The organism is Candidatus Methanoperedens nitratireducens, assembly GCF_900196725.1.
Classification (GTDB): Archaea; Halobacteriota; Methanosarcinia; order Methanosarcinales; family Methanoperedenaceae; genus Methanoperedens; species Methanoperedens nitroreducens_A.
This window is the reverse complement of record NZ_FZMP01000232.1, coordinates 1-17,468: the sequence shown is the minus strand read 5'-3', so window position 1 is coordinate 17,468 and position 17,468 is coordinate 1. Positions and strand designations below refer to the sequence as shown.

Here is a 17,468-nt window from a genome sequence, read left to right as displayed (position 1 = left end):
GCAGCATTTTTGAGCAAGTTACGAGAATACAATGAGAGCAGAATTCAAACACTTCGAACTCGGTTAATACAAATATGATTCAGAATGCTATTCGGAACTACGACCGATCGGAAGTACTGGTATTGTGGGTAGGTTTATATAGTTATGTTGTGGCTACAGGGCATAAAACAGTCATAATAAAAAGGTGTGGTATATGTCCAAGTCGATAGAAGGGGAAAACCTTGTTTTAGAAGATTTATTAAACGGAAAAATATATGATACTCGAAATCTTTGGTATTATAAAATAGAGGAAAATATAGAGAAGGATGAATCTGAGGTAGAGCATCTCAATCAAGAAATTCCATCAAAAAATAGTTTTATTAAAATGAAACATTTATTAGACACTGGAACCGAACTACGGAATAAATATACCAATGAGAACCTTGATAAAATACCTTTTGAATGTTTTGTTGAGAACAAAGATGATACTTATTTTGTTGAGGTAAAAACTAAAACTAAACCTGATGGTAATTATTTTTCATTTGGTGAAACCCAATTGTTTGGAATGGTTGCAGCAAAGAAGTGTAAAATCCCAGTGTATATCATTTGGCTTTATGGATACGAAACAGATCTGAAATCTTATGTTCCACACTTTGAAATGTTAGAGATTAGTAACTATCGGTTGCCAATACCTTCAAAGAATATAGCCATCAATAAGAGAATGCTGAATACAAACCCTTTCAGTTTTGATTCATGCAATGAGGGAACGTGCAAGAAAGTAATTAGAAAAGAATTTGTACATTTAATTAAAGAATAGGTCTTTAATTTAAGAGGATAATTATGCCCAACCGAACAGCAATCTTGGAAACTGTAAAAGGAACGATAAAATTCGAACTCTACGAGAAGGAAGCGCCCATCACCACGAAGAATTTCATTGACCTTACAAATAAAGGCTTCTACAACGGCTTAACCTTCCACCGCGTCGAACCCGGCTTCGTCATCCAGGGCGGCGACCCGAAAGGCAATGGCACCGGCGGCTCGGACAAGACCATACCTCTTGAGATAGCTCCCTCGCTCACCCACAAAAAGGGCGCCGTGGGAATGGCGCGCTCACATGACCCGAACAGCGCAAGCTCGCAGTTCTATATCTGCCTTGAGGATGCAAAGTTCCTGGACAGGAACTACGCAGTGTTCGGGCAGGTGACCGAAGGTCAGGATGTTGCCGCAAAGATCAAAAAAGGCGATAAAATCCTGAAAGCGACTATCCAGTGACTTAATATTTTTTAGTATATAGCGGATAAGCGAACCGCCATGTCGTCGGGTCTTTATCCCCGGCATCATCGAAATAGCCGAAGACATTGACCTCTGCAACAGTTTTCCCTATATTCTGATTGAGCACCTGCGCCAGGGTTTCCTGGCTCATCAGCTTATTCGTCTGGGGCTCAAAGAAATACCATGAAGAATAACCAAATACTGTTGATTTGAACGAGAGCAGTGCATGTCCTGAACCGTCTGTGAACGTGATCGCCGCAAAATAGGCTTTATATCCTGCTTTTGCAGAGTCATTGATCATATCCACAGTATACTGCCCACAAACATATTCCTCAGGTGTATATATCCTTATATTGAGGTTGTGGGCCATGAACCAGTCCACATATTCCCGGTAATCCACTTCCACAGCCACGGATTTGTTTTCATACGCCGATGCATGGGTTTTCTCATTAAATTTCTGGGTAATTTCGGCAGGCTGCGGTTTAGCAACAGGAGAGCTGACAGTCTGTGCCGGGGATGTTAAAGAAGCGTTAAGAGGTATGGGAAAAGGTGCAGGCGATGAACTTACATCAGGCGTGGTTGAAGCTGCCATCTTATCACCATCAGGTGCTGTACATCCGGCGATTAGCACAAAAACAAGGAGCACCGGTATACAATGTTTTTTCAAATCTCAATCACCATTTCAACCACCAAGTATTTTTCGCAATAAATAATTCAGGTTATGTTATTTTTTATAATGACAGGATGATATTTAAATGTAGTGGCGCCGGATTTTTGCCCTGGGATATCATGAACATTGCCTTAAAACTATCAGAACAGCACATCCAGTATTATATGCAGCGCATTGGCTGTTATAATTCCTATAAGAAAAATAAAAACATAAACGGAAGATATCATTGTTTCGGGAGGAAGCGACCTGAAAAGAAGATAATATAATCCAAGAATTATAATACTAAAGTACATTATCCTCACTACAGCTCCGTACAGGATGTTATGGGAACTCTGCCCGTGTTTGAACAGCCATTTGTAAGGAAGCCATATGACTTTGAGCCTGCCCCACCTTTTTATTGCCTTGCTTTCAATGTCCAGGTCGGGTGTTATGAAATCCGTGCCTATATAGAAACCAACGCCCAGCGCAAGGAATAGTTTCATATCAGTGATAACTACCTGCAATTTGAAGAGCAGGACTGATATTACAAGAAACGTGAGGTAGTTAAAGACCCTGTGGGTATTATAGTCTGGCATTACTTCGAAGCTATCTCTTTAGCTACGTCCTTTGCAAAATACGTAAGGATCATATCTGCGCCTGCACGTTTTATTGACAGCAGCGATTCATATACCACCCTGCGCTCATCGAGCCAGCCGTTTTGTGCTGCTGCTTTTATCATGGCATACTCACCGCTCACATGATACGCGGCAGTCGGCACCCCGAATTTCTTTTTTACGCGGTAGATGATATCCAGGTAAGGCAGCGCGGGTTTGACCATTATGATATCAGCCCCCTCTTCGATATCAAGTGCGACCTCGCGCATGGCTTCGTTTGAGTTCCCGATATCCATCTGGTACGATGCGCGATCGCCAAAGGCGTAGCCCGAGCCTGCCGCTTCCCTGAACGGACCGTAGAATGCAGAACAATATTTTGCAGCATAAGACATTATGGGCACATCCTTGAAATCGTTATCATCAAGAGCATTGCGTATCGCTTTAACCATCCCGTCCATCATCCCGGAGGGCGCAACGATATCAGCACCGGCACGTGCGTGGCTTACAGCGGTCTTCCCGAGGATATCAAGCGTGGGGTCGTTCAGTATCTCATGAGCTTCGTTCACCACCCCGCAGTGCCCGTGGGTCGTGTACTCGCAGAGACAGAGATCGGTAATGACTATGATATCATTCCCTGCTTCCTTTTTAATGGCGCGGACCGCTTTCTGGGTCACATCGTCCTCACCGTAAGCATGGGTTCCCATCTCATCTTTCTTTGCGGGTATCCCGAACAGGATGAGCGCAGGGATTCCCATATCCGCTATGCACCCTGCTTCATCCGCAATCATATCAAGCGGCAGGCGGGAGTAGCCCGGCATCGAGTTAATCTCTACAGGCTCAGTTATGGTTTCATCTACAAATACAGGGCAGATCAGATCCTTGACATCAAGCTCGGTTTCGCGCACAAGCGGGCGCAACCTAGACGAGCGTAATCTTCGCATGCGTGTGATGGGGAACATACGTGATTTTATTAAATGGAAAGTACTTAACGATTACTGAAAGCATTCAGGACAGCGTAAAGAATATGAATTATGAATGTTTTTATAAGAAGTGTGATAAAATGACTACAAGGAAAATTCTTGTTTATTTTCTGATAATGCTGCTGACCGTATATCCGGTTTCGGCAGCCCAGGTAGCCCTTAACAGATGGGTATTGAACGTAACATTGCACGACGACGGGGTTGTTGAAGAGGTCATCCAGGCTGAACTCGATAACAGTGGCTCTTCGCCCCTTGAAGGTTTTTCGTTTACATTTCCTGTACCGGGGGTTGAGATAGATGCCAGCCAGAGTACCGGAGTCACGGTCAGCAGTGAAGGTGGTATGAATTTTAACTCTCCGAATGTGAAACAACAAACAGTTTCGGGTAAAACAAATATAATTGTTACTTTTGATAAGCCGGTTGAAGCAGGGAAGAAATGGAACGGACGTATTGGTCTCAAAGCGGCAAACTGGGCGGTAAAAGAAGATTCGAATTATTCGATAGATATACCTGTTGATTCGCCCCAGGCTGTCGCTTCAGGAAAAAATACTGATGTTTCAGTACCAGCGGATGCCGATATCAGAGCCCAGGTCTTCCTTCCGGAATCTGTTGAAGTAACATCGGTCACGCCACCACCTTTCAGGATACTGTTCCAGTACGACCGTATGGTTCCGACATGGTCTCCAGATAAACTTCATATAGGAGATACTATCAGTATAAAAAGCTCATACTCAAGTGTATTAAACAAGATAACAGAAACGGATAAAAAATTGAGGGAGCTAAAAGCCAGGATTAATGAAGCAGAAAAGAAAGGGATAGATGTTTCAGAGGCAAAGACTCACCTGAATAATGCTGAGGATTACAACACCAAACAGGCGCTACAGTCATACTGGAAAAAAGATTATACTGCTGCCCTGGAATCTAATGCAAATGCCAATAATGAATTGAGCAAGGCGGATAACAGTCTTTCAGGGACGGCAAAAGAAAACTCTCAACCGACAGGGACCCAGCCGGCTGAGACATCAGAAACACCGGGATTTGGCGCTTTAGCCGCGGTAATCATATTGACGCTGGCTTTCCTGGTTATCAGGAGAAAATAAGGCTTTATTCCCTTATTTCGGATTGGCTGGAAATGCTGATGATGTAAATGTAGATGAGTTCTCTTACCGGCATTTTTGCGTAATGTTTAAATAGTATCTTCATGATGATGAAACAGGACAAAAAACATGACCGGAGTAAAAATAATAGGAGGTAAAATATGGCAAAAATAATGCATGCTCAGACTGTTCTCACGGTCGATGACATCGAAGCCCTGAAGCAGAAAACAGGCGAGAGCAGTACCAAAGATGCGCTGGCTAAAGCGGTAACGCATTATCTCGAATGTGAATATACACAGGTAGAGGATATGTGGGCCAAGAAGCTTGAAAAAGTAGTCAAGCGCAAAAGAAAAGAAGACGAGTAAACCGATCCAAAGGATGGCTGATACCGGCTGTTTTATTGGTAATAATGGGATTTTGACCTTACTACAGCCGCATCCTTCCTATAATAAGGAAATCAATCCGGGAGTCTACTGCTGCATAGATCATTTCTTTCCTTACGCTGTTGGCGAGCCGCACAGCGCGTGAGAGCTGCTGCAGCGAAAAAACATGGTCATGTGTTACAGCGTGGATCAAGTAATCTGAATGGGGCAGGCTTGAAATATCCTCTATGTCTTTGTAAACGCGAAAATGCGTTCCGAATTTGAACCCGGTTTTGGGGACAAGCCCGCTATCCCGCAGCTTTTCATAGACTTTATATTTTATCGTGAAATCGTTTTCGATATCAGATGCAATCCTTAAAAATTCTGCAGTATCCAGTGCCTCATGATTTCTCTGCTCAATCCCAAGGATCCCTTTGCTCAGCAGGTAACAGGATTCAACAAGCGACATTTGCAGGTGCCCTTCATCCATAGGTTTGCCAAAAAACCCTTTGTTATGGAGCAAACCCGAAACATCAGAATCCCAGACCATTACCCTGTCTTCAAGAAGGCTTGCTACCGATAGTGAGTTGTCCAGCCTTAATTCACAGGAACCCGACAGGATGGTTTTTTTCACCTCGTAATAGGTGATATCACTTTCCTCATCCACGATTGCCAGGACCAACCTTTTCTTTAAATTCTCCACGGTATCAAGATGCTTTCTCAGAGCTGAAAGCAATAGCGGTATTCTCTCCGAGGTTACGAACACAAAGAATTCGGCGGGCGTCTTACCCGGGTGTCCCCCGCGCGGATACACCCTGAAACCGGTAACAGAAGGCTGGAGATAATATCCCCTTTCCCTCAGGTCTTTGTAAACCACATAAGATAGTTCAAAATTTTTTGCTATAGAAGAGGCTTTAAGGAAAAATTGTTTAAAATCAAGCTCTTTACCTGCGGATTTAACAGTTATCTTCTCCGTGTACATAAGGTACGCACTTTCAATGAGTGAAAGTTCAAGAGAATCAGCTCTTGGATGTCCGTAAAAACTTGTGTCGTATAATTCCCCGATCGCCTGCCTGTCCAGCATTACTTTATCCTCTGTTAATTTCCCGGATAATGTCATATTCATCTCAGATATCCTCAAATTCCATTTGCCCGCCTATCGAAAGATCGTATCTTTCGATTGAGCCGGCATGCGTCTCAATAACATATTTTATGTTCTTCATGGCTTTATGCCCGGTCCAGGGATTTAACCTGGAAAGCCCTGCAATCTTCTTTTCATTGTTTAAAAAGATAACGTCTATAGGGAACCGCATAAAGAGCATGTGCACATTAACTGAAGAGGGCTTCCTCAGTACGAATACCATCGCATAACCGGGCGGGATATGCCTGCGGAACATCAGGCCCAGCGTCTGGCTTACCACCGTCCTTGCAAATTCGATATTCTCTGCAATCGCCATACCATTATATTTTAATATGTGGGGCATCAAGAAGTTATATAACTCTCTTGCGTAATATAAGAATGGAGGTATTAATCCAACAAATGAGTTCAGAAATGTGTACTGTCTGCGGACTGCCAAAAGAGCTTTGCATATGCGAAGAAGTGGCTAAAGAGCAGCAGAGAATAATAGTAAAGGTAGATACGAGAAAATATAAGAAGGAAGTCACGGTGATAGAGGGTCTTAACCCAACTGAGATTAACCTGCAGGAGCTAACGAGCTATCTGAAGTCCAAATTCGCCTGTGGCGGAACGATAAAAGATAATGTTATCGAGCTTCAGGGAAATCATAGGAACCGTATGAAAGCTGTTCTAATCCAGAAAGGCTTCTCTCCGGAACAGATAAAAGTGTAAATCTTATTCTAAGCTTAATATATTTTTTGAAAAATATGTAGAAATCCAAAAATCAGAAAGGAAGTGGAAAAATCACTTCCTTAAATTCCTGTTTTACTGAGGTTTCTCAAGAAGTTTTGTCTTTGTCAGCAGTCTTCCATCCTTAGCGTGCGGTTTTCTGAGGATGGAGTCATTCGCCTTCTCCATTTCGCGTGCTTCATCTGCGAGTCTTGCTGCTGCGCGCAGAGCCTCGTGTCCCGCGGCTGCTGTGGTTGCTACCTGGTCTACCTCTTTAAGTACAAAGCAGGCGGGGAAATCGATCTCCGCTACTTTGGTGGCTATGTGGAGGGCCGCCAGCGCCTTGGCTTTCGCATATGGGTTTGCAAAGCCCGCGCTTTCGACGCATTTCTCAGGCTTTGCAAGGATCTTTGGAAGCGCCGGGGGCTTTGTTCCGGCTGCTATCTGGTCTATCACCTTGTCGATCTCTGTCTGGACAAGCCTTATCGCGCCGCACACCGAAAGTACCTTTGCGGCGTCGCTATTGAAGGATACCATCTCGACAGGGTCAAGGAACTCCCTTTTTGCCCCAATTAACGGGTCAACGGGCAATATTATATAGCCAAAGCCTGCCTGTTCCAGTTTCTCCCTGTCCTCTTTCTTGGTCGGACCATCGGAGACCACTATTGCCGGAGTGCCTTTCCAGACATCCCGCGCCGCCGTCGGGCCAGGTGCGCTTGAGTTGGGGCTTATCATGACAACGAAGTCCGGTCCCCAGTTCTTGAAAGAGGCTGTTTCCTGCGCCTCATCCTTCCCCATCTTGGCGCCTGTTCCGAATACACGTACTGCAATTCCCTCTCTGGCTGCGATCTCATCAAGTAACAGGTCGATTACCTGTGAGGTGCCGAGATTTCCAAGTTTTATAAATCCTACTTTAACGACCATATTTGATCACAAGGAGAGAATCGCCGGGTTTATTTATAAGGTTTTTGAAATTGTTCTGGCGTTTAAAAAGATGGCTAAAAATTGATAAACTCAGCCGTGATTAAGAACCTATACAAAAAATCAATCAGTAGTATATTCTGAATCAACCACAGAGTTCACAGAGAACACAGAGACGCATTTAAGAAATCTCTGTGTCCTCTGTGCCCTCTGTGGTTTTAACTTTTCAGATACTATCTAAGTAAAAGTAAACAACGAACTAATACGAACTCAATACGAACTCATATGATAATAACAAATTCAATCCTGGAAATAAGCTGCGGAGGGCATTCTAAGCTATACGAGACCAGAGGTAAGGATTGGAATCTGTTCGTGGGAATTGACATCAACATAAGCCTCTGCAAACAAGCGAAGAAGCAGGGGCTTGAGGTAGTATGCTGTGATGCCTTCAACCTGCCGTTCAAGCCGAAGTCATTCCAGGATGTATATATACAGTGCTTCACTGCGCTCCTTGAGAAAGACGCATTCAGCGAGGCGTTCCAGAAAAGCGATTATGATGAGTTCTGCGAGTTCATGGGCAACGAGATGGATTATGCGTGGCAGATAATTGACCCGTTCTATGAGTTACTTCTTGAAAGCAAACAGGTGAGCGACCATATAATATGCCTCCCGTCATGCAATCTTGAGATGAACAAGTATCTAGTGAACGCCGTAAAGAACCTGCCCAGCGTTACTGTTGATGTCCAGCGCCAGAACTGGGGCAGGGGAAAAGCCTGCGTAATGTACCTGGATATTGATTGCACCACGTACGTCTGATTGCACAGGCAGAATCGTGTCGGATGCATTACGCATGTATTATTCCATAACATTAATAAGCAGTCAGCTTTATTGAGGGCGCAGGTGATTTAAATGAGTGAATGTTTCCTATGTCATGCCGCTATTGAACCTGTTAGCGATGCCGAGATAGAAGGAGTAGACCTGTGTGTTGACTGCTGTGATAATCTGGATGCAATTATAAGAGATTACCTGGCTTCAAGTCCGGGCGGTCTTGACCTTGTTCTTGATATAATCGCAGAAGACCTTTCAAGTCCTGAGAGCAGGTTAAAAGATGCCCTGAAGGATATTATCAGAGAGGTTGAATCAGAGAAGTAGAACTTCTCTGTTGTTATTTTCCGTGCTGATTCAGGATTAGCGGGGGACTGAGTAAAACAGCTTAAAAAAGCCGATCGCTATCAAAAATAATATAATTATAAGCAGGACTATAATAATATCGTCTTTTTCGAGGTTTATTTTTTCTTTCATGCTTCCACCTTTTTTTGCGTCTTCTACGTTTTTACATCTTTTACCTTTTAAGGTATATAAAATCATCCAAAAATTGCACGCTATTATTTCCTGTGTAAATATTGCGAGGAAGATAACCCCATTTTTACCTCTTTTTTATACCGTCTCACGGCGACACTGACCATATCCCTGGGAATCGAGTGTTTATTCATAGCCAGATAATCACCTATTATTTTTAACTCATTCTGGTATGCGGATGCGATCATCTCTGCATATTCCACACCATCGCTGGTCAGGACATACTCATACCTCTGCCTCCACCTTCCGTTCTTTTCATAATACCGCAGATCTTCATCCAGCATCCCCATAGCGACGAGAAGCTGTATATCCTCAAAAAGCCGGTCGCTGTATGGGAACCCGTAGCGGCTATGGAAACTGTAATCAAGTAAATTGCGAAGCCTCTCCATCTTCCCGAGTTCCCTGACCAGGCGGTATACCAGATTAATATTGCGAAGCCTGGGCATGATGACCCTGCCATCGGATTCTTCGCTGAATAGCCTGTGCACGCTGTAGAACATGAGAAGAAGCCCCTCAATAGGCAGGTAGGTTTCGTTCCTGATGAAATTCAAAAGCCTGGGAGAAAGGTCTTCAATGCCGAGCAGGAGTTCGTGCGATGCCTGCGAGAGCATGGAATCATCACCGCTCCTTGAGAAGACGCATAGCGATATCTGGCGCGAGATAGCTCTCACAAGACCATTGGCAAGCGCGGATTCATCATAGAAAAAACCCTCCTCGTCCCCGGTTTTCACCCTTGTGCTCTTGGGGATGCCGCTTGCAACATCAAGGTCAACAAGAACGGGTGCCCCGTACCTGGCAGCGAAACGTTTAGCAAGCTCAACCTCGAACATCTTTTTAGCAACGCCGTTCCTTGCGATCGTGGAGAGCGCCATTCGCGTCCTTGGATTAAGGTTTTTCTGGGTAAAGCGCGATACGGCATTGCAGATATTGCCGTTCCGGATATTACCTATCAATTTTTTCGCGCTGGCATTTCCATTAGCTTCGATGAAATTTAACAGGTCGCTGTCGATGTATAAAGTGAAAAAATTAGTCACAGTCGTTTTCACGTCCTTTCCTGATTTTTCGTAATTGGCAAGCGCGTTCTCAAGAGCCTGGAGCAGCATGACCCTTGCTCCCTGGGTTTTCGGGTTATGGATTATGGCAGAATAATGGTGCGCTCTTGCTATCAGCATGGATTCGGCAGCGATCATAGCCATGTCCTCATCATAACTGGCTGCACCTCCCAGAACCATTCTCCCGTTACTGAGTGCCAGGCTTCCTACGATCTGGTCCACATCCACAAGCCCAAGTGAAACGCCTGTATGATACGAGTCGCGCAGCAGGAAATCGAGCCTGTCCGAATCTATATCATTAGAAATGATCTGGGCAAGATATGGCTTCGGAAGCGCATCTACATCGCCTGTTGCCATTTTAGCGATTTCGTCAAAAAAGGATTCTGCTCTGCCGGAAGCTTCAATGCGATTTGCGATTTCAGGCATCGCGTGGAATGAGTTTGATATTATGTATTTCGTGAACATCTCGTGCTTCACGAACTTCCTGCCATCTATTACAGGCTGGTAAGCGGGGTTCCGTTTCAGGACGCTTTCTACGACATGCGAGAATGCGCAGTGTCCGATATCATGAAGAAGAGCCGCAAGCCTTACCTTTACTATTTCTTCCTCTGGAAGACCAAGTGCCTTTGCCATCTTATTAGCAATAAAAAGCGTCCCGATGCTGTGCTCAAAACGTGTGTGGTTCGCACCCGGAAAAGCGAGGTCAGCAAGCCCAAGCTGCTGGATACGGCGCAGGCGCGCCATCTCAGGAGTATTAATAATTTGCTGCTCAAGTTCGCTGAGAACCACACGACCGTAAATCGGGTCTATGATAGATGGCATGATATATTATATAAGAAGGAGGGGTATTAAAATCAATCCATGGCATCATAAAAATTTGAGTGAGGAGAGTAAGCCCCTTTATGTTTAGCGCAAAGGGCAATGCCCCTGTCGCGCTCATGCGGCATTCAGCTATGCGCCGTACTCGGACAGGTCTGGACTGCCGTTCTGTCCTATTTCGGCTTGCACCCGCGGGGATTCGCCGTTCCATCCGCATACGCATGACCTCGCCCTTTCGGGCTCATCGCATTTCTGCGCTGCGGTATCGTTTCTGTTCCAGAGCCAGGATTCTCACCCTACGCACTTGAATGCGTCCGCGGTCCAGAAGGTGAGGGGACTTTTCTCAGCAGCATTTCTGCCACCGGCAGCCGCCCTTCCTCTCTCACTCCATTAAACAACGTGTCATCTTTTATAATTACCGATAACTTGATAATAAAAACGGCATTTAAGGTGTTCAAGGTGCAATGTAATGAAAAGAGACCTGATGGATATCCTGTGCTGCCCGATGTGCAAGGGCGACCTCGTGCTTGAGGTCACTGAAGAGAATGAAAAAGAAATCGTTAAGGGAACGCTGTACTGCGGAAAATGCAAGGAGTATTACCCGATAGATGATGGCATCCCCAACATGCTGCCGCCTGACCTGCGGGAATGAAACAGGAGCATTTAGAGTAATTTTTAAACAGGGTTAGTGTATAGATATATCTTTTTATAAATCTCATGTTATGAAAAACGGCAGGCTGATTAGGGATGAAGAGCGATATTACTTCTGAATCGCAGCAGATGGTTAAAAAAGAGGGTTACGGAGAGATATATACTCTTAGCCTTTTGACTTTCCTTTTGATGTTCAGCGTCACTCTCATCTATCCTGTGCTTGACAGTTTCGTCATGAAGAGATTTAATGTAGAGTCCGTGGCAGAAACTAGCCTTTTTGTCTCCGTCAACCTTGCAGCTTACGTGATATTCTCACTCGTCTGGGGCAGCATATCGGACAGGATAGGAAAAAGAAAGGTGTTCATACTTGGCGGTTTTCTTGGAAATGCCATCATCATGTTCAGTCTCACTCTTGCGCCAGATATGTCTTCGCTGCTGGTATTGCGCTTTATAGAAGGGAGCTTCACAGTGATGGCTTTTTCTCTCCTCCTCACCTCGGTACTTGATATCGTCAAACACACGCATTATGGCAGAGGAATGGGGATACTTGGCATGGGCATGGCACTGGGCAATGCAGTGGGCGCCCCGGCAGGCGGGAGGATCGGAGCAGTAGATCCCCTTTATCCGCTTTATCTGGGGTCTTTTATGCTGCTGGTAGGAGCACTGGTCGCGTCAATAGCTCTAAAAGAGCAAAGGCTTGAATCAAGACCCTCCTCCCTGAAAGATGCGCTTCTGCTGCTCCGTGAAGAAAAGAGGATATTTATACCATATGCCTTCTCGTTCGTGGAAAGATTTACGGTCGGGTTTTTCGTCGGGGTCTTCCCGCTGATGCTTGCCATGAAATATGGCATGGGCTCAGGAAGCATAGGGATGTACATGGCGGCATTTCTGGTTCCTTTTGCCCTCCTCCAGTATCCTCTCGGGGCAATATCCGATAAAATAGGAAGAGCGCCTCCGCTGATGATCGGTTCCATAATTTACGGCATTGCCGTTGCGAGCGTGGGCGCAGTTGCTCCTCCGATGCTGGCTGTAGTTATGGTGCTGGGCGGCATCGTGGGTGCGCTTATGTACCCTCCCTCCGCTGCGCTGGCTGGCGACCTGGCGAATCCCGCAAAGCGCGGCACTGCCATGGGCGGGTTCAACCTGTTCGGCTCTCTTGGCTTTGCGGTAGGTCCATTCATAGGTGGGCTGGTCGCGGACAGGTATGGCTTCCAGGCAAGCTTTGCTGTAGCTGGATTTACCGTAATTGCAATAGCACTGGTGTTCCTGCCTCTTTTGATAGGGATCGGCAAAAAAAGTTAAACCGTGAACGATAAAAAAAGCGGTCGAGCCGACCACAGCCCCGAACGCCAGAAAAGCATCCTGCTTTATGGAATACCATACTATGACCATCAGAATAAATCACAGTCCCGCAAGAAACAGTATCCCGAACAGTATAAAGATTACTCCTGCGCCTGATCTGATTTTTTGCAGGGGAACGATGTCGCGCAATTTTTTGCCAACGAGTATGCCTATCAGGCTTATTAGTCCAAGCGCAAGAACCGCTCCTGCAAAAACCTGATATGCCGAATCGTATTTTGCTGCCAGTGTAATAGCTGAAAGTTGTGTTTTATCTCCCATCTCTGCTAAAGTTATCATGCTGAATGTTGAGATCAGCGGATTGGATAATGACCGGTTTTTATTTTCGTCATTGTTTGATTTAGAACGCAATATCCATAACCCAAAAACAATAAATAATAAACCTGCAAGAATCTTGATCAAACCCGGGCTGATAAACTGGAACAGCGTCTCGCCGACCAGTACCCCAAGCCCTGTTACAAGGGCAAATGCGAGAATAACGCCTGCAAAGACTCTAACCTTATCGTATCCGGCTGATAACGCAATTACAGTGAGCTGCGTCTTATCGCCAAGTTCAGCTATGGCAATGAGCCCGAAAGTGGTTAGAAGGGGAGTTAGATCTACCATGCCAGCCATTCATGTCATATCCGAATATAAGAGTTATTACTGTATCAGCCGGGCAAGAAATATCGACCGATTACAAAGAGAGCGAGAAACTGCTAGGAGAATTAGCCTCAAGTATTGAAACTATAGCAGACGAATGCATGATACTCTACAGGAACACTACAGATATCGATAATCTCCGATTTTGTTAGATGTTTATGATGCAACGGAGTACCTTTTGTTTCCATGAAGAATGTTTTACAATGATGGCAAAAATATCCCTGATTACCTGTTTGATACTTGCCACGTTTGATTATGTCTTTACATTCTTATTTTAAGTAATAACGGCATCTCTCATTCCGGCATACAACACTGATTTCTCCTCGTGGACGAACCATGATAATCCCGAATGGGATATGTTATTCATATTATATTAAGTATCGCATTTTAGGGCAATGGGGAAAAAATCAATATGCTTTTGGCTATTGAAGCTTATTAGAGAGGTATTGTTACCAGATTATCAGGTCCCTATACCGAAAAGTACAAAATCACCGGATTTCAGGATAGTGCCTCTTTGGATGTCTTTTTATACTTCTTTTGCTTATAATAATGGACTACCGAAGGAGGCGAAAGATTGGTTAAAGACCAACAGGTATCGGTGGACATTACAGCCATAATAGTTATTTCAATTACCACTCTGCTTACTGTTTCGCCCGCAGTATCAGCTTCGTTGGATAAAATGAGCGTGGAAGACCTGACAAGAGAGGCGGATGTAATCCTTATAGGAAATATTCTGGATGTCCAGAGCAAATGGGGTCTTCAAAGGGATAAGATTTACACATATTCAACAGTCTTAGTTGAGAGGAACATCAAAGGCGGCACGGGCGAAGAAACACTAACTATACTCAGCGAGGGTGGAAGGGTAGGAACTCTTTTCATCTGGGTAGAGGATACCCCGACTTTCTTAAAAGATGAAATGGTGCTGGTCTTCCTGAAAAAGTCCGGAAAAGAGTACAGCGTCGTGGGCATGTCGCAGGGCAAATATACTCTTAAGAACGGAATATTGATAGGGCTGGGGGGTGAGAGAACGCAATTAAAGGATTTTTTAAGAAAGATAGAAGCTGTAACGCCTCAGCAAGATTCTTCAATGCAAGAAGAACCCGGAGAGCGCCCGGATTTGAAGCGATCGCAGGGTTCTCAGGGCTCATTGTAGTGAGGCGCCTGATGAAAACTGTTTTTAAATCGAAAGGTTATAATAAGTTTGCCGCAGATGATGAACTATGGCGAAAATAGTAATAATCGGTCTTGGAAGCGGAGGTTTCCCTTCCTCTCTCGCGATACGAAGGACAGACCCTGAGGCGTCGATAACGATCATAGAGAAAAGGTCGTATGATATGTTCTCCCCGTGCGGTATGCCTTTTGCGATTGAAGGAATAATCCGCCTTGATGACCTCAGGTTCTCTCTGCCTGATGATAAACAGACTACAAAGCTCCTTTCTCATGAGGCACAGGCGATAAACCCGGCAGGGAAAAACGTGCTGGTAAAGAACCTGAAAACCGGGGAGACCGCAACGATCCCCTATGATTCGCTCATCATCGCCGCTGGCGCGCGGCCATTCATTCCCCCGGTGAAAGGCGCAAAGGAAAACCTTGATAAAGGCGTTTTTGTACTGCACGACCTTGAAAGCGCGCAAAGGATCATAGAATATGCCGGGCAAGCGAAAAAAGCAGTGGTCGTTGGCGCAGGACCGATAGGGCTTGAGATCGCTGTTGCCTTAAAGGAGAAAGGGCTTGATGTCGCGGTCGTTGAGATGCTCTCATACGCCCTGCCGCGCGCCCTTGATAAGGATATGGCTAAAATTGTAGAGCAGTCCCTTGAGGGCAGGAATATAAAACTGTTGTTCAATAAGACCGTCAACAGCATTAACGGCTTGCCCGTTGAGTCCGTTACGGTCGGTGAGGAAGTCATTGAAACGGATATGGCAGTCCTTGCCTCGGGTGTCAGGGCAAACATCGACCTGGCAAAGAACGCGGGCGTCGAGGTCGGGAAATGGGGCATTAAAACGAATTCAAAGATGGAGACCAGCATCAAAGGTATCTATGCGGTCGGGGACTGCATAGAAACTGTGAGCCTCATCAACCATAGACCCACGGTTATGCAGCTCTCCTCAGCAGCCTACAGGCAGGGGATCGTAGCCGGCACGAACGCAGCAGGAGGGTATGATACGTATGAAGGCGCGCTTGGGACATTTGTTTCGCTCATAGGCAGCCTTGAGGTCGGAGCGACAGGCTTTAATGAGTTCTTTGCCGAATCCGCGGGATATGAAATAATATCAGGCAAAGCGCGCGGGAAGAACAAGCCCGTATATTATCCCGGCTCCAGGGATATCACGGTCAAGATAATAGCAGATGCGAAAACAGGCAGGGTGCTGGGGGGGCAGGTCGTGGGAGAGGAGGGCGCAGGGTCTCGAATAAACGTGCTCTCCCTTGCGATAAAGTCAGGCATGGATGTTTATTCTTTGGGCCAGACCGAGATGGCTTACTGCCCGATGCTTGCTGAGAGCTATGATGTGCTGAACAAGGCTGCGGATTTTGCAGTGAGGAAGCTTGAGAAGGGGAGATGAATTTTTAAGATGGGCTTATAACCTATCTCTCTTTATGACTGTGCAGCCTCCTTAACAGTTCTCTTACCAAGAACTCATATTTTTCAGGAAACATATCTATTCTTTTATCTTGAAAAATATAAATATATCAATTGCCAGAGATTTAGTCTCAAAATAGGCTCTGTGATCCCCGTCTATTTTTAACCCTATTTCTGTTATAAGATTACCTTGCCATTCTTAAAGCTGTTCTCAGGTTAATTGGTTTGATCAGATTATCAATAAGGTCAAAATGTTCATCGTCTGTTAAAACGTGTTTTATTCCTTCAATTATGCCGGTAGCAGCTATCAGCGAATCACCAAGAGGGACTCGATACATCATGTGAAGCTCCCCTGCGCGTATCGCTATTGTCCGATCAGTTTCTACAATCTCCATGTTGTTTAACGAAAGCAATTCATTTAATGTTTCCTTATAAACGTCCTTACCAAGGAGAATAAGTAATTCTGTCAGGGTGGTGACTGAAATTACTCCTGTGATTTTTTCGTCATCCAGTGCCTGTGAAAGTTTAACACACAAAATATCTTTGCTTGTGAGAAGCGCATATATATGCATTGTGTCGATCAGTATTTTGTTCATTTTTAATATCCTATCTCCAGTTCTCACGCATCTCTTTTAATTTTCTTCTCATTTCTTCAGGAGTATATAATGGCTTTACTGATCCACAGATATCCGTCCATTTTGTCTTAGGTTTAATTATAACATAGTTATCCTCTTCTATGAACACCACTTTCTCGCCATGCTTAAATCCATATTTTTTCCGGAGTCTTGCAGGTATGACTACCTGTCCTTTTGTGCTCAACCTTGATGTTTCCATGTTTTACACTGTATTACTATGTAAAACCTCAAGGATTATATAACTTATCAAATCCGAATCGGCACGAGAGGCTTAATAATTCTGGAATTGACTTAGAACCTATTCGAAAAGTCAAAACCACAGAGTCAGCTATGAACGCGGTTCATAAATGAACATGGAAAAGTATGACGAAATATGCATCAACAACGAACTGATACGAACTCACAACGAACTCACGCAACCGGAGTTCGTATCAGTTCGTACGAGTTCGTTGTTTAAATACCCAAGTTTTACCCTTGGTTATGACAACAATTACATTCTTGCTATAATCCTCTATCGCTGCTGTGCGTTTCTTGCTATTATTCGATACTTACATAAATTTTTTGTTGTCATAGTTATATGACAACAACCATTAAAATTGATTTCTGGAGATTAAAACAAAAAACAGCCTATGCATCCATAAAAAACTGCA

21 protein-coding genes and 1 other RNA gene are annotated in these 17,468 nt (G+C 44.7%); 11 read left to right on the top strand and 11 right to left on the bottom strand.

Annotation, left to right across the window (positions count from 1 at the left end):
* Positions 1 to 193: 193 nt before the first annotated feature.
* On the top strand, positions 194 to 796 hold the full coding sequence (locus MNV_RS17575) for a hypothetical protein (protein WP_096207245.1): 603 nt from the start codon (positions 194 to 196) through the stop codon (positions 794 to 796).
* Between the two features lie 23 nt (positions 797 to 819).
* Positions 820 to 1,251: a peptidylprolyl isomerase gene (locus tag MNV_RS17570; protein WP_096207244.1), complete on the top strand. Its 432-nt coding sequence runs from the start codon at positions 820 to 822 to the stop codon at positions 1,249 to 1,251.
* Position 1,252: 1 nt separating this feature from the next.
* On the opposite strand, the gene MNV_RS17565 is transcribed toward MNV_RS17570, so the two are convergent.
* From MNV_RS17565 to hemB, 3 genes are all read right to left on the bottom strand, one after another.
* Positions 1,253 to 1,918 carry a hypothetical protein gene (locus MNV_RS17565; RefSeq protein ID WP_096207243.1) on the bottom strand — a complete coding sequence of 222 codons (666 nt, stop codon included), beginning with the start codon at positions 1,916 to 1,918 and terminating at the stop codon, positions 1,253 to 1,255.
* Between the two features lie 143 nt (positions 1,919 to 2,061).
* Positions 2,062 to 2,496 carry a DUF2227 family putative metal-binding protein gene (locus MNV_RS17560; RefSeq protein ID WP_096207242.1) on the bottom strand — a complete coding sequence of 145 codons (435 nt, stop codon included), beginning with the start codon at positions 2,494 to 2,496 and terminating at the stop codon, positions 2,062 to 2,064.
* On the bottom strand, positions 2,496 to 3,473 hold the full coding sequence (gene hemB / locus MNV_RS17555) for a porphobilinogen synthase (RefSeq protein WP_096207241.1): 978 nt from the start codon (positions 3,471 to 3,473) through the stop codon (positions 2,496 to 2,498). The genes MNV_RS17560 and hemB overlap by 1 nt, the downstream gene beginning before the upstream one ends.
* A gap of 101 nt (positions 3,474 to 3,574) precedes the next feature.
* Here hemB and MNV_RS17550 point away from each other — a divergent pair, with 101 nt between their 5' ends.
* Positions 3,575 to 4,594, top strand: coding sequence for a hypothetical protein (locus tag MNV_RS17550; protein ID WP_143311891.1), 1,020 nt, complete (start codon positions 3,575 to 3,577; stop codon positions 4,592 to 4,594).
* Positions 4,595 to 4,752: 158 nt separating this feature from the next.
* Positions 4,753 to 4,956 (top strand): DUF5371 family protein, encoded by a 204-nt coding sequence (locus MNV_RS17545; RefSeq protein ID WP_096207239.1) that lies wholly within the window; start codon positions 4,753 to 4,755, stop codon positions 4,954 to 4,956.
* A gap of 61 nt (positions 4,957 to 5,017) precedes the next feature.
* Here the strand turns inward: MNV_RS17545 and endA are convergent, their stop codons facing one another.
* Together endA and MNV_RS17535 are read right to left on the bottom strand one after the other, a co-directional pair.
* Positions 5,018 to 6,079, bottom strand: a complete 1,062-nt coding sequence (gene endA, locus MNV_RS17540; protein WP_257000106.1) for a tRNA-intron lyase — start codon at positions 6,077 to 6,079, stop codon at positions 5,018 to 5,020.
* A 1-nt stretch (position 6,080) separates the two neighbouring features.
* A complete protein-coding gene (locus MNV_RS17535) occupies positions 6,081 to 6,437 on the bottom strand; it encodes a DUF192 domain-containing protein (protein WP_096207238.1) in 357 nt (118 codons plus the stop codon).
* A 56-nt stretch (positions 6,438 to 6,493) separates the two neighbouring features.
* Here MNV_RS17535 and yciH point away from each other — a divergent pair, with 56 nt between their 5' ends.
* Positions 6,494 to 6,802 (top strand): stress response translation initiation inhibitor YciH, encoded by a 309-nt coding sequence (gene yciH / locus MNV_RS17530; RefSeq protein ID WP_096207237.1) that lies wholly within the window; start codon positions 6,494 to 6,496, stop codon positions 6,800 to 6,802.
* Positions 6,803 to 6,895: 93 nt separating this feature from the next.
* Here the strand turns inward: yciH and MNV_RS17525 are convergent, their stop codons facing one another.
* On the bottom strand, positions 6,896 to 7,723 hold the full coding sequence (locus MNV_RS17525) for a F420-dependent methylenetetrahydromethanopterin dehydrogenase (RefSeq protein ID WP_096207236.1): 828 nt from the start codon (positions 7,721 to 7,723) through the stop codon (positions 6,896 to 6,898).
* Positions 7,724 to 8,005: 282 nt separating this feature from the next.
* Here MNV_RS17525 and MNV_RS17520 point away from each other — a divergent pair, with 282 nt between their 5' ends.
* Together MNV_RS17520 and MNV_RS17515 are read left to right on the top strand one after the other, a co-directional pair.
* A complete protein-coding gene (locus MNV_RS17520; protein ID WP_096207235.1) occupies positions 8,006 to 8,536 on the top strand; it encodes a methyltransferase domain-containing protein in 531 nt (176 codons plus the stop codon).
* Positions 8,537 to 8,629: 93 nt separating this feature from the next.
* Complete coding sequence (locus MNV_RS17515) at positions 8,630 to 8,872, top strand: hypothetical protein (RefSeq protein WP_096207234.1); 243 nt, start codon at positions 8,630 to 8,632, stop codon at positions 8,870 to 8,872.
* Between the two features lie 233 nt (positions 8,873 to 9,105).
* On the opposite strand, the gene MNV_RS17505 is transcribed toward MNV_RS17515, so the two are convergent.
* Both MNV_RS17505 and rnpB read right to left on the bottom strand, forming a co-directional pair.
* Entirely contained in the window at positions 9,106 to 10,953 is a 1,848-nt protein-coding gene (locus tag MNV_RS17505) for an HD domain-containing protein (protein WP_096207232.1), read from the bottom strand.
* Between the two features lie 57 nt (positions 10,954 to 11,010).
* An RNA gene (gene rnpB / locus MNV_RS17500) (RNase P RNA component) lies at positions 11,011 to 11,334 on the bottom strand.
* Between the two features lie 85 nt (positions 11,335 to 11,419).
* Here rnpB and MNV_RS17495 point away from each other — a divergent pair.
* Together MNV_RS17495 and MNV_RS17490 are read left to right on the top strand one after the other, a co-directional pair.
* Positions 11,420 to 11,602 (top strand): methytransferase partner Trm112, encoded by a 183-nt coding sequence (locus MNV_RS17495; RefSeq protein WP_048088197.1) that lies wholly within the window; start codon positions 11,420 to 11,422, stop codon positions 11,600 to 11,602.
* Between the two features lie 95 nt (positions 11,603 to 11,697).
* On the top strand, positions 11,698 to 12,903 hold the full coding sequence (locus MNV_RS17490) for an MFS transporter (RefSeq protein ID WP_096207231.1): 1,206 nt from the start codon (positions 11,698 to 11,700) through the stop codon (positions 12,901 to 12,903).
* Positions 12,904 to 13,002: 99 nt separating this feature from the next.
* Here the strand turns inward: MNV_RS17490 and MNV_RS17485 are convergent, their stop codons facing one another.
* Complete coding sequence (locus MNV_RS17485) at positions 13,003 to 13,566, bottom strand: TMEM165/GDT1 family protein (RefSeq protein ID WP_179294067.1); 564 nt, start codon at positions 13,564 to 13,566, stop codon at positions 13,003 to 13,005.
* 610 nt (positions 13,567 to 14,176) lie between these two features.
* On the opposite strand from MNV_RS17485, the gene MNV_RS17480 reads away from it, so the two are divergent.
* Together MNV_RS17480 and MNV_RS17475 are read left to right on the top strand one after the other, a co-directional pair.
* Positions 14,177 to 14,755 (top strand): hypothetical protein, encoded by a 579-nt coding sequence (locus MNV_RS17480; RefSeq protein ID WP_096207229.1) that lies wholly within the window; start codon positions 14,177 to 14,179, stop codon positions 14,753 to 14,755.
* 67 nt (positions 14,756 to 14,822) lie between these two features.
* Positions 14,823 to 16,166, top strand: a complete 1,344-nt coding sequence (locus MNV_RS17475; protein WP_096207228.1) for an FAD-dependent oxidoreductase — start codon at positions 14,823 to 14,825, stop codon at positions 16,164 to 16,166.
* Between the two features lie 202 nt (positions 16,167 to 16,368).
* Here the strand turns inward: MNV_RS17475 and MNV_RS17470 are convergent, their stop codons facing one another.
* Positions 16,369 to 16,779, bottom strand: coding sequence for a type II toxin-antitoxin system VapC family toxin (locus MNV_RS17470; RefSeq protein WP_096207227.1), 411 nt, complete (start codon positions 16,777 to 16,779; stop codon positions 16,369 to 16,371).
* Positions 16,780 to 16,789: 10 nt separating this feature from the next.
* The gene (locus MNV_RS17465; protein WP_096207226.1) at positions 16,790 to 17,017 is read right to left on the bottom strand and encodes an AbrB/MazE/SpoVT family DNA-binding domain-containing protein; all 228 of its coding nucleotides are present in this window, start codon (positions 17,015 to 17,017) and stop codon (positions 16,790 to 16,792) included.
* Positions 17,018 to 17,468 lie beyond the last annotated feature (451 nt).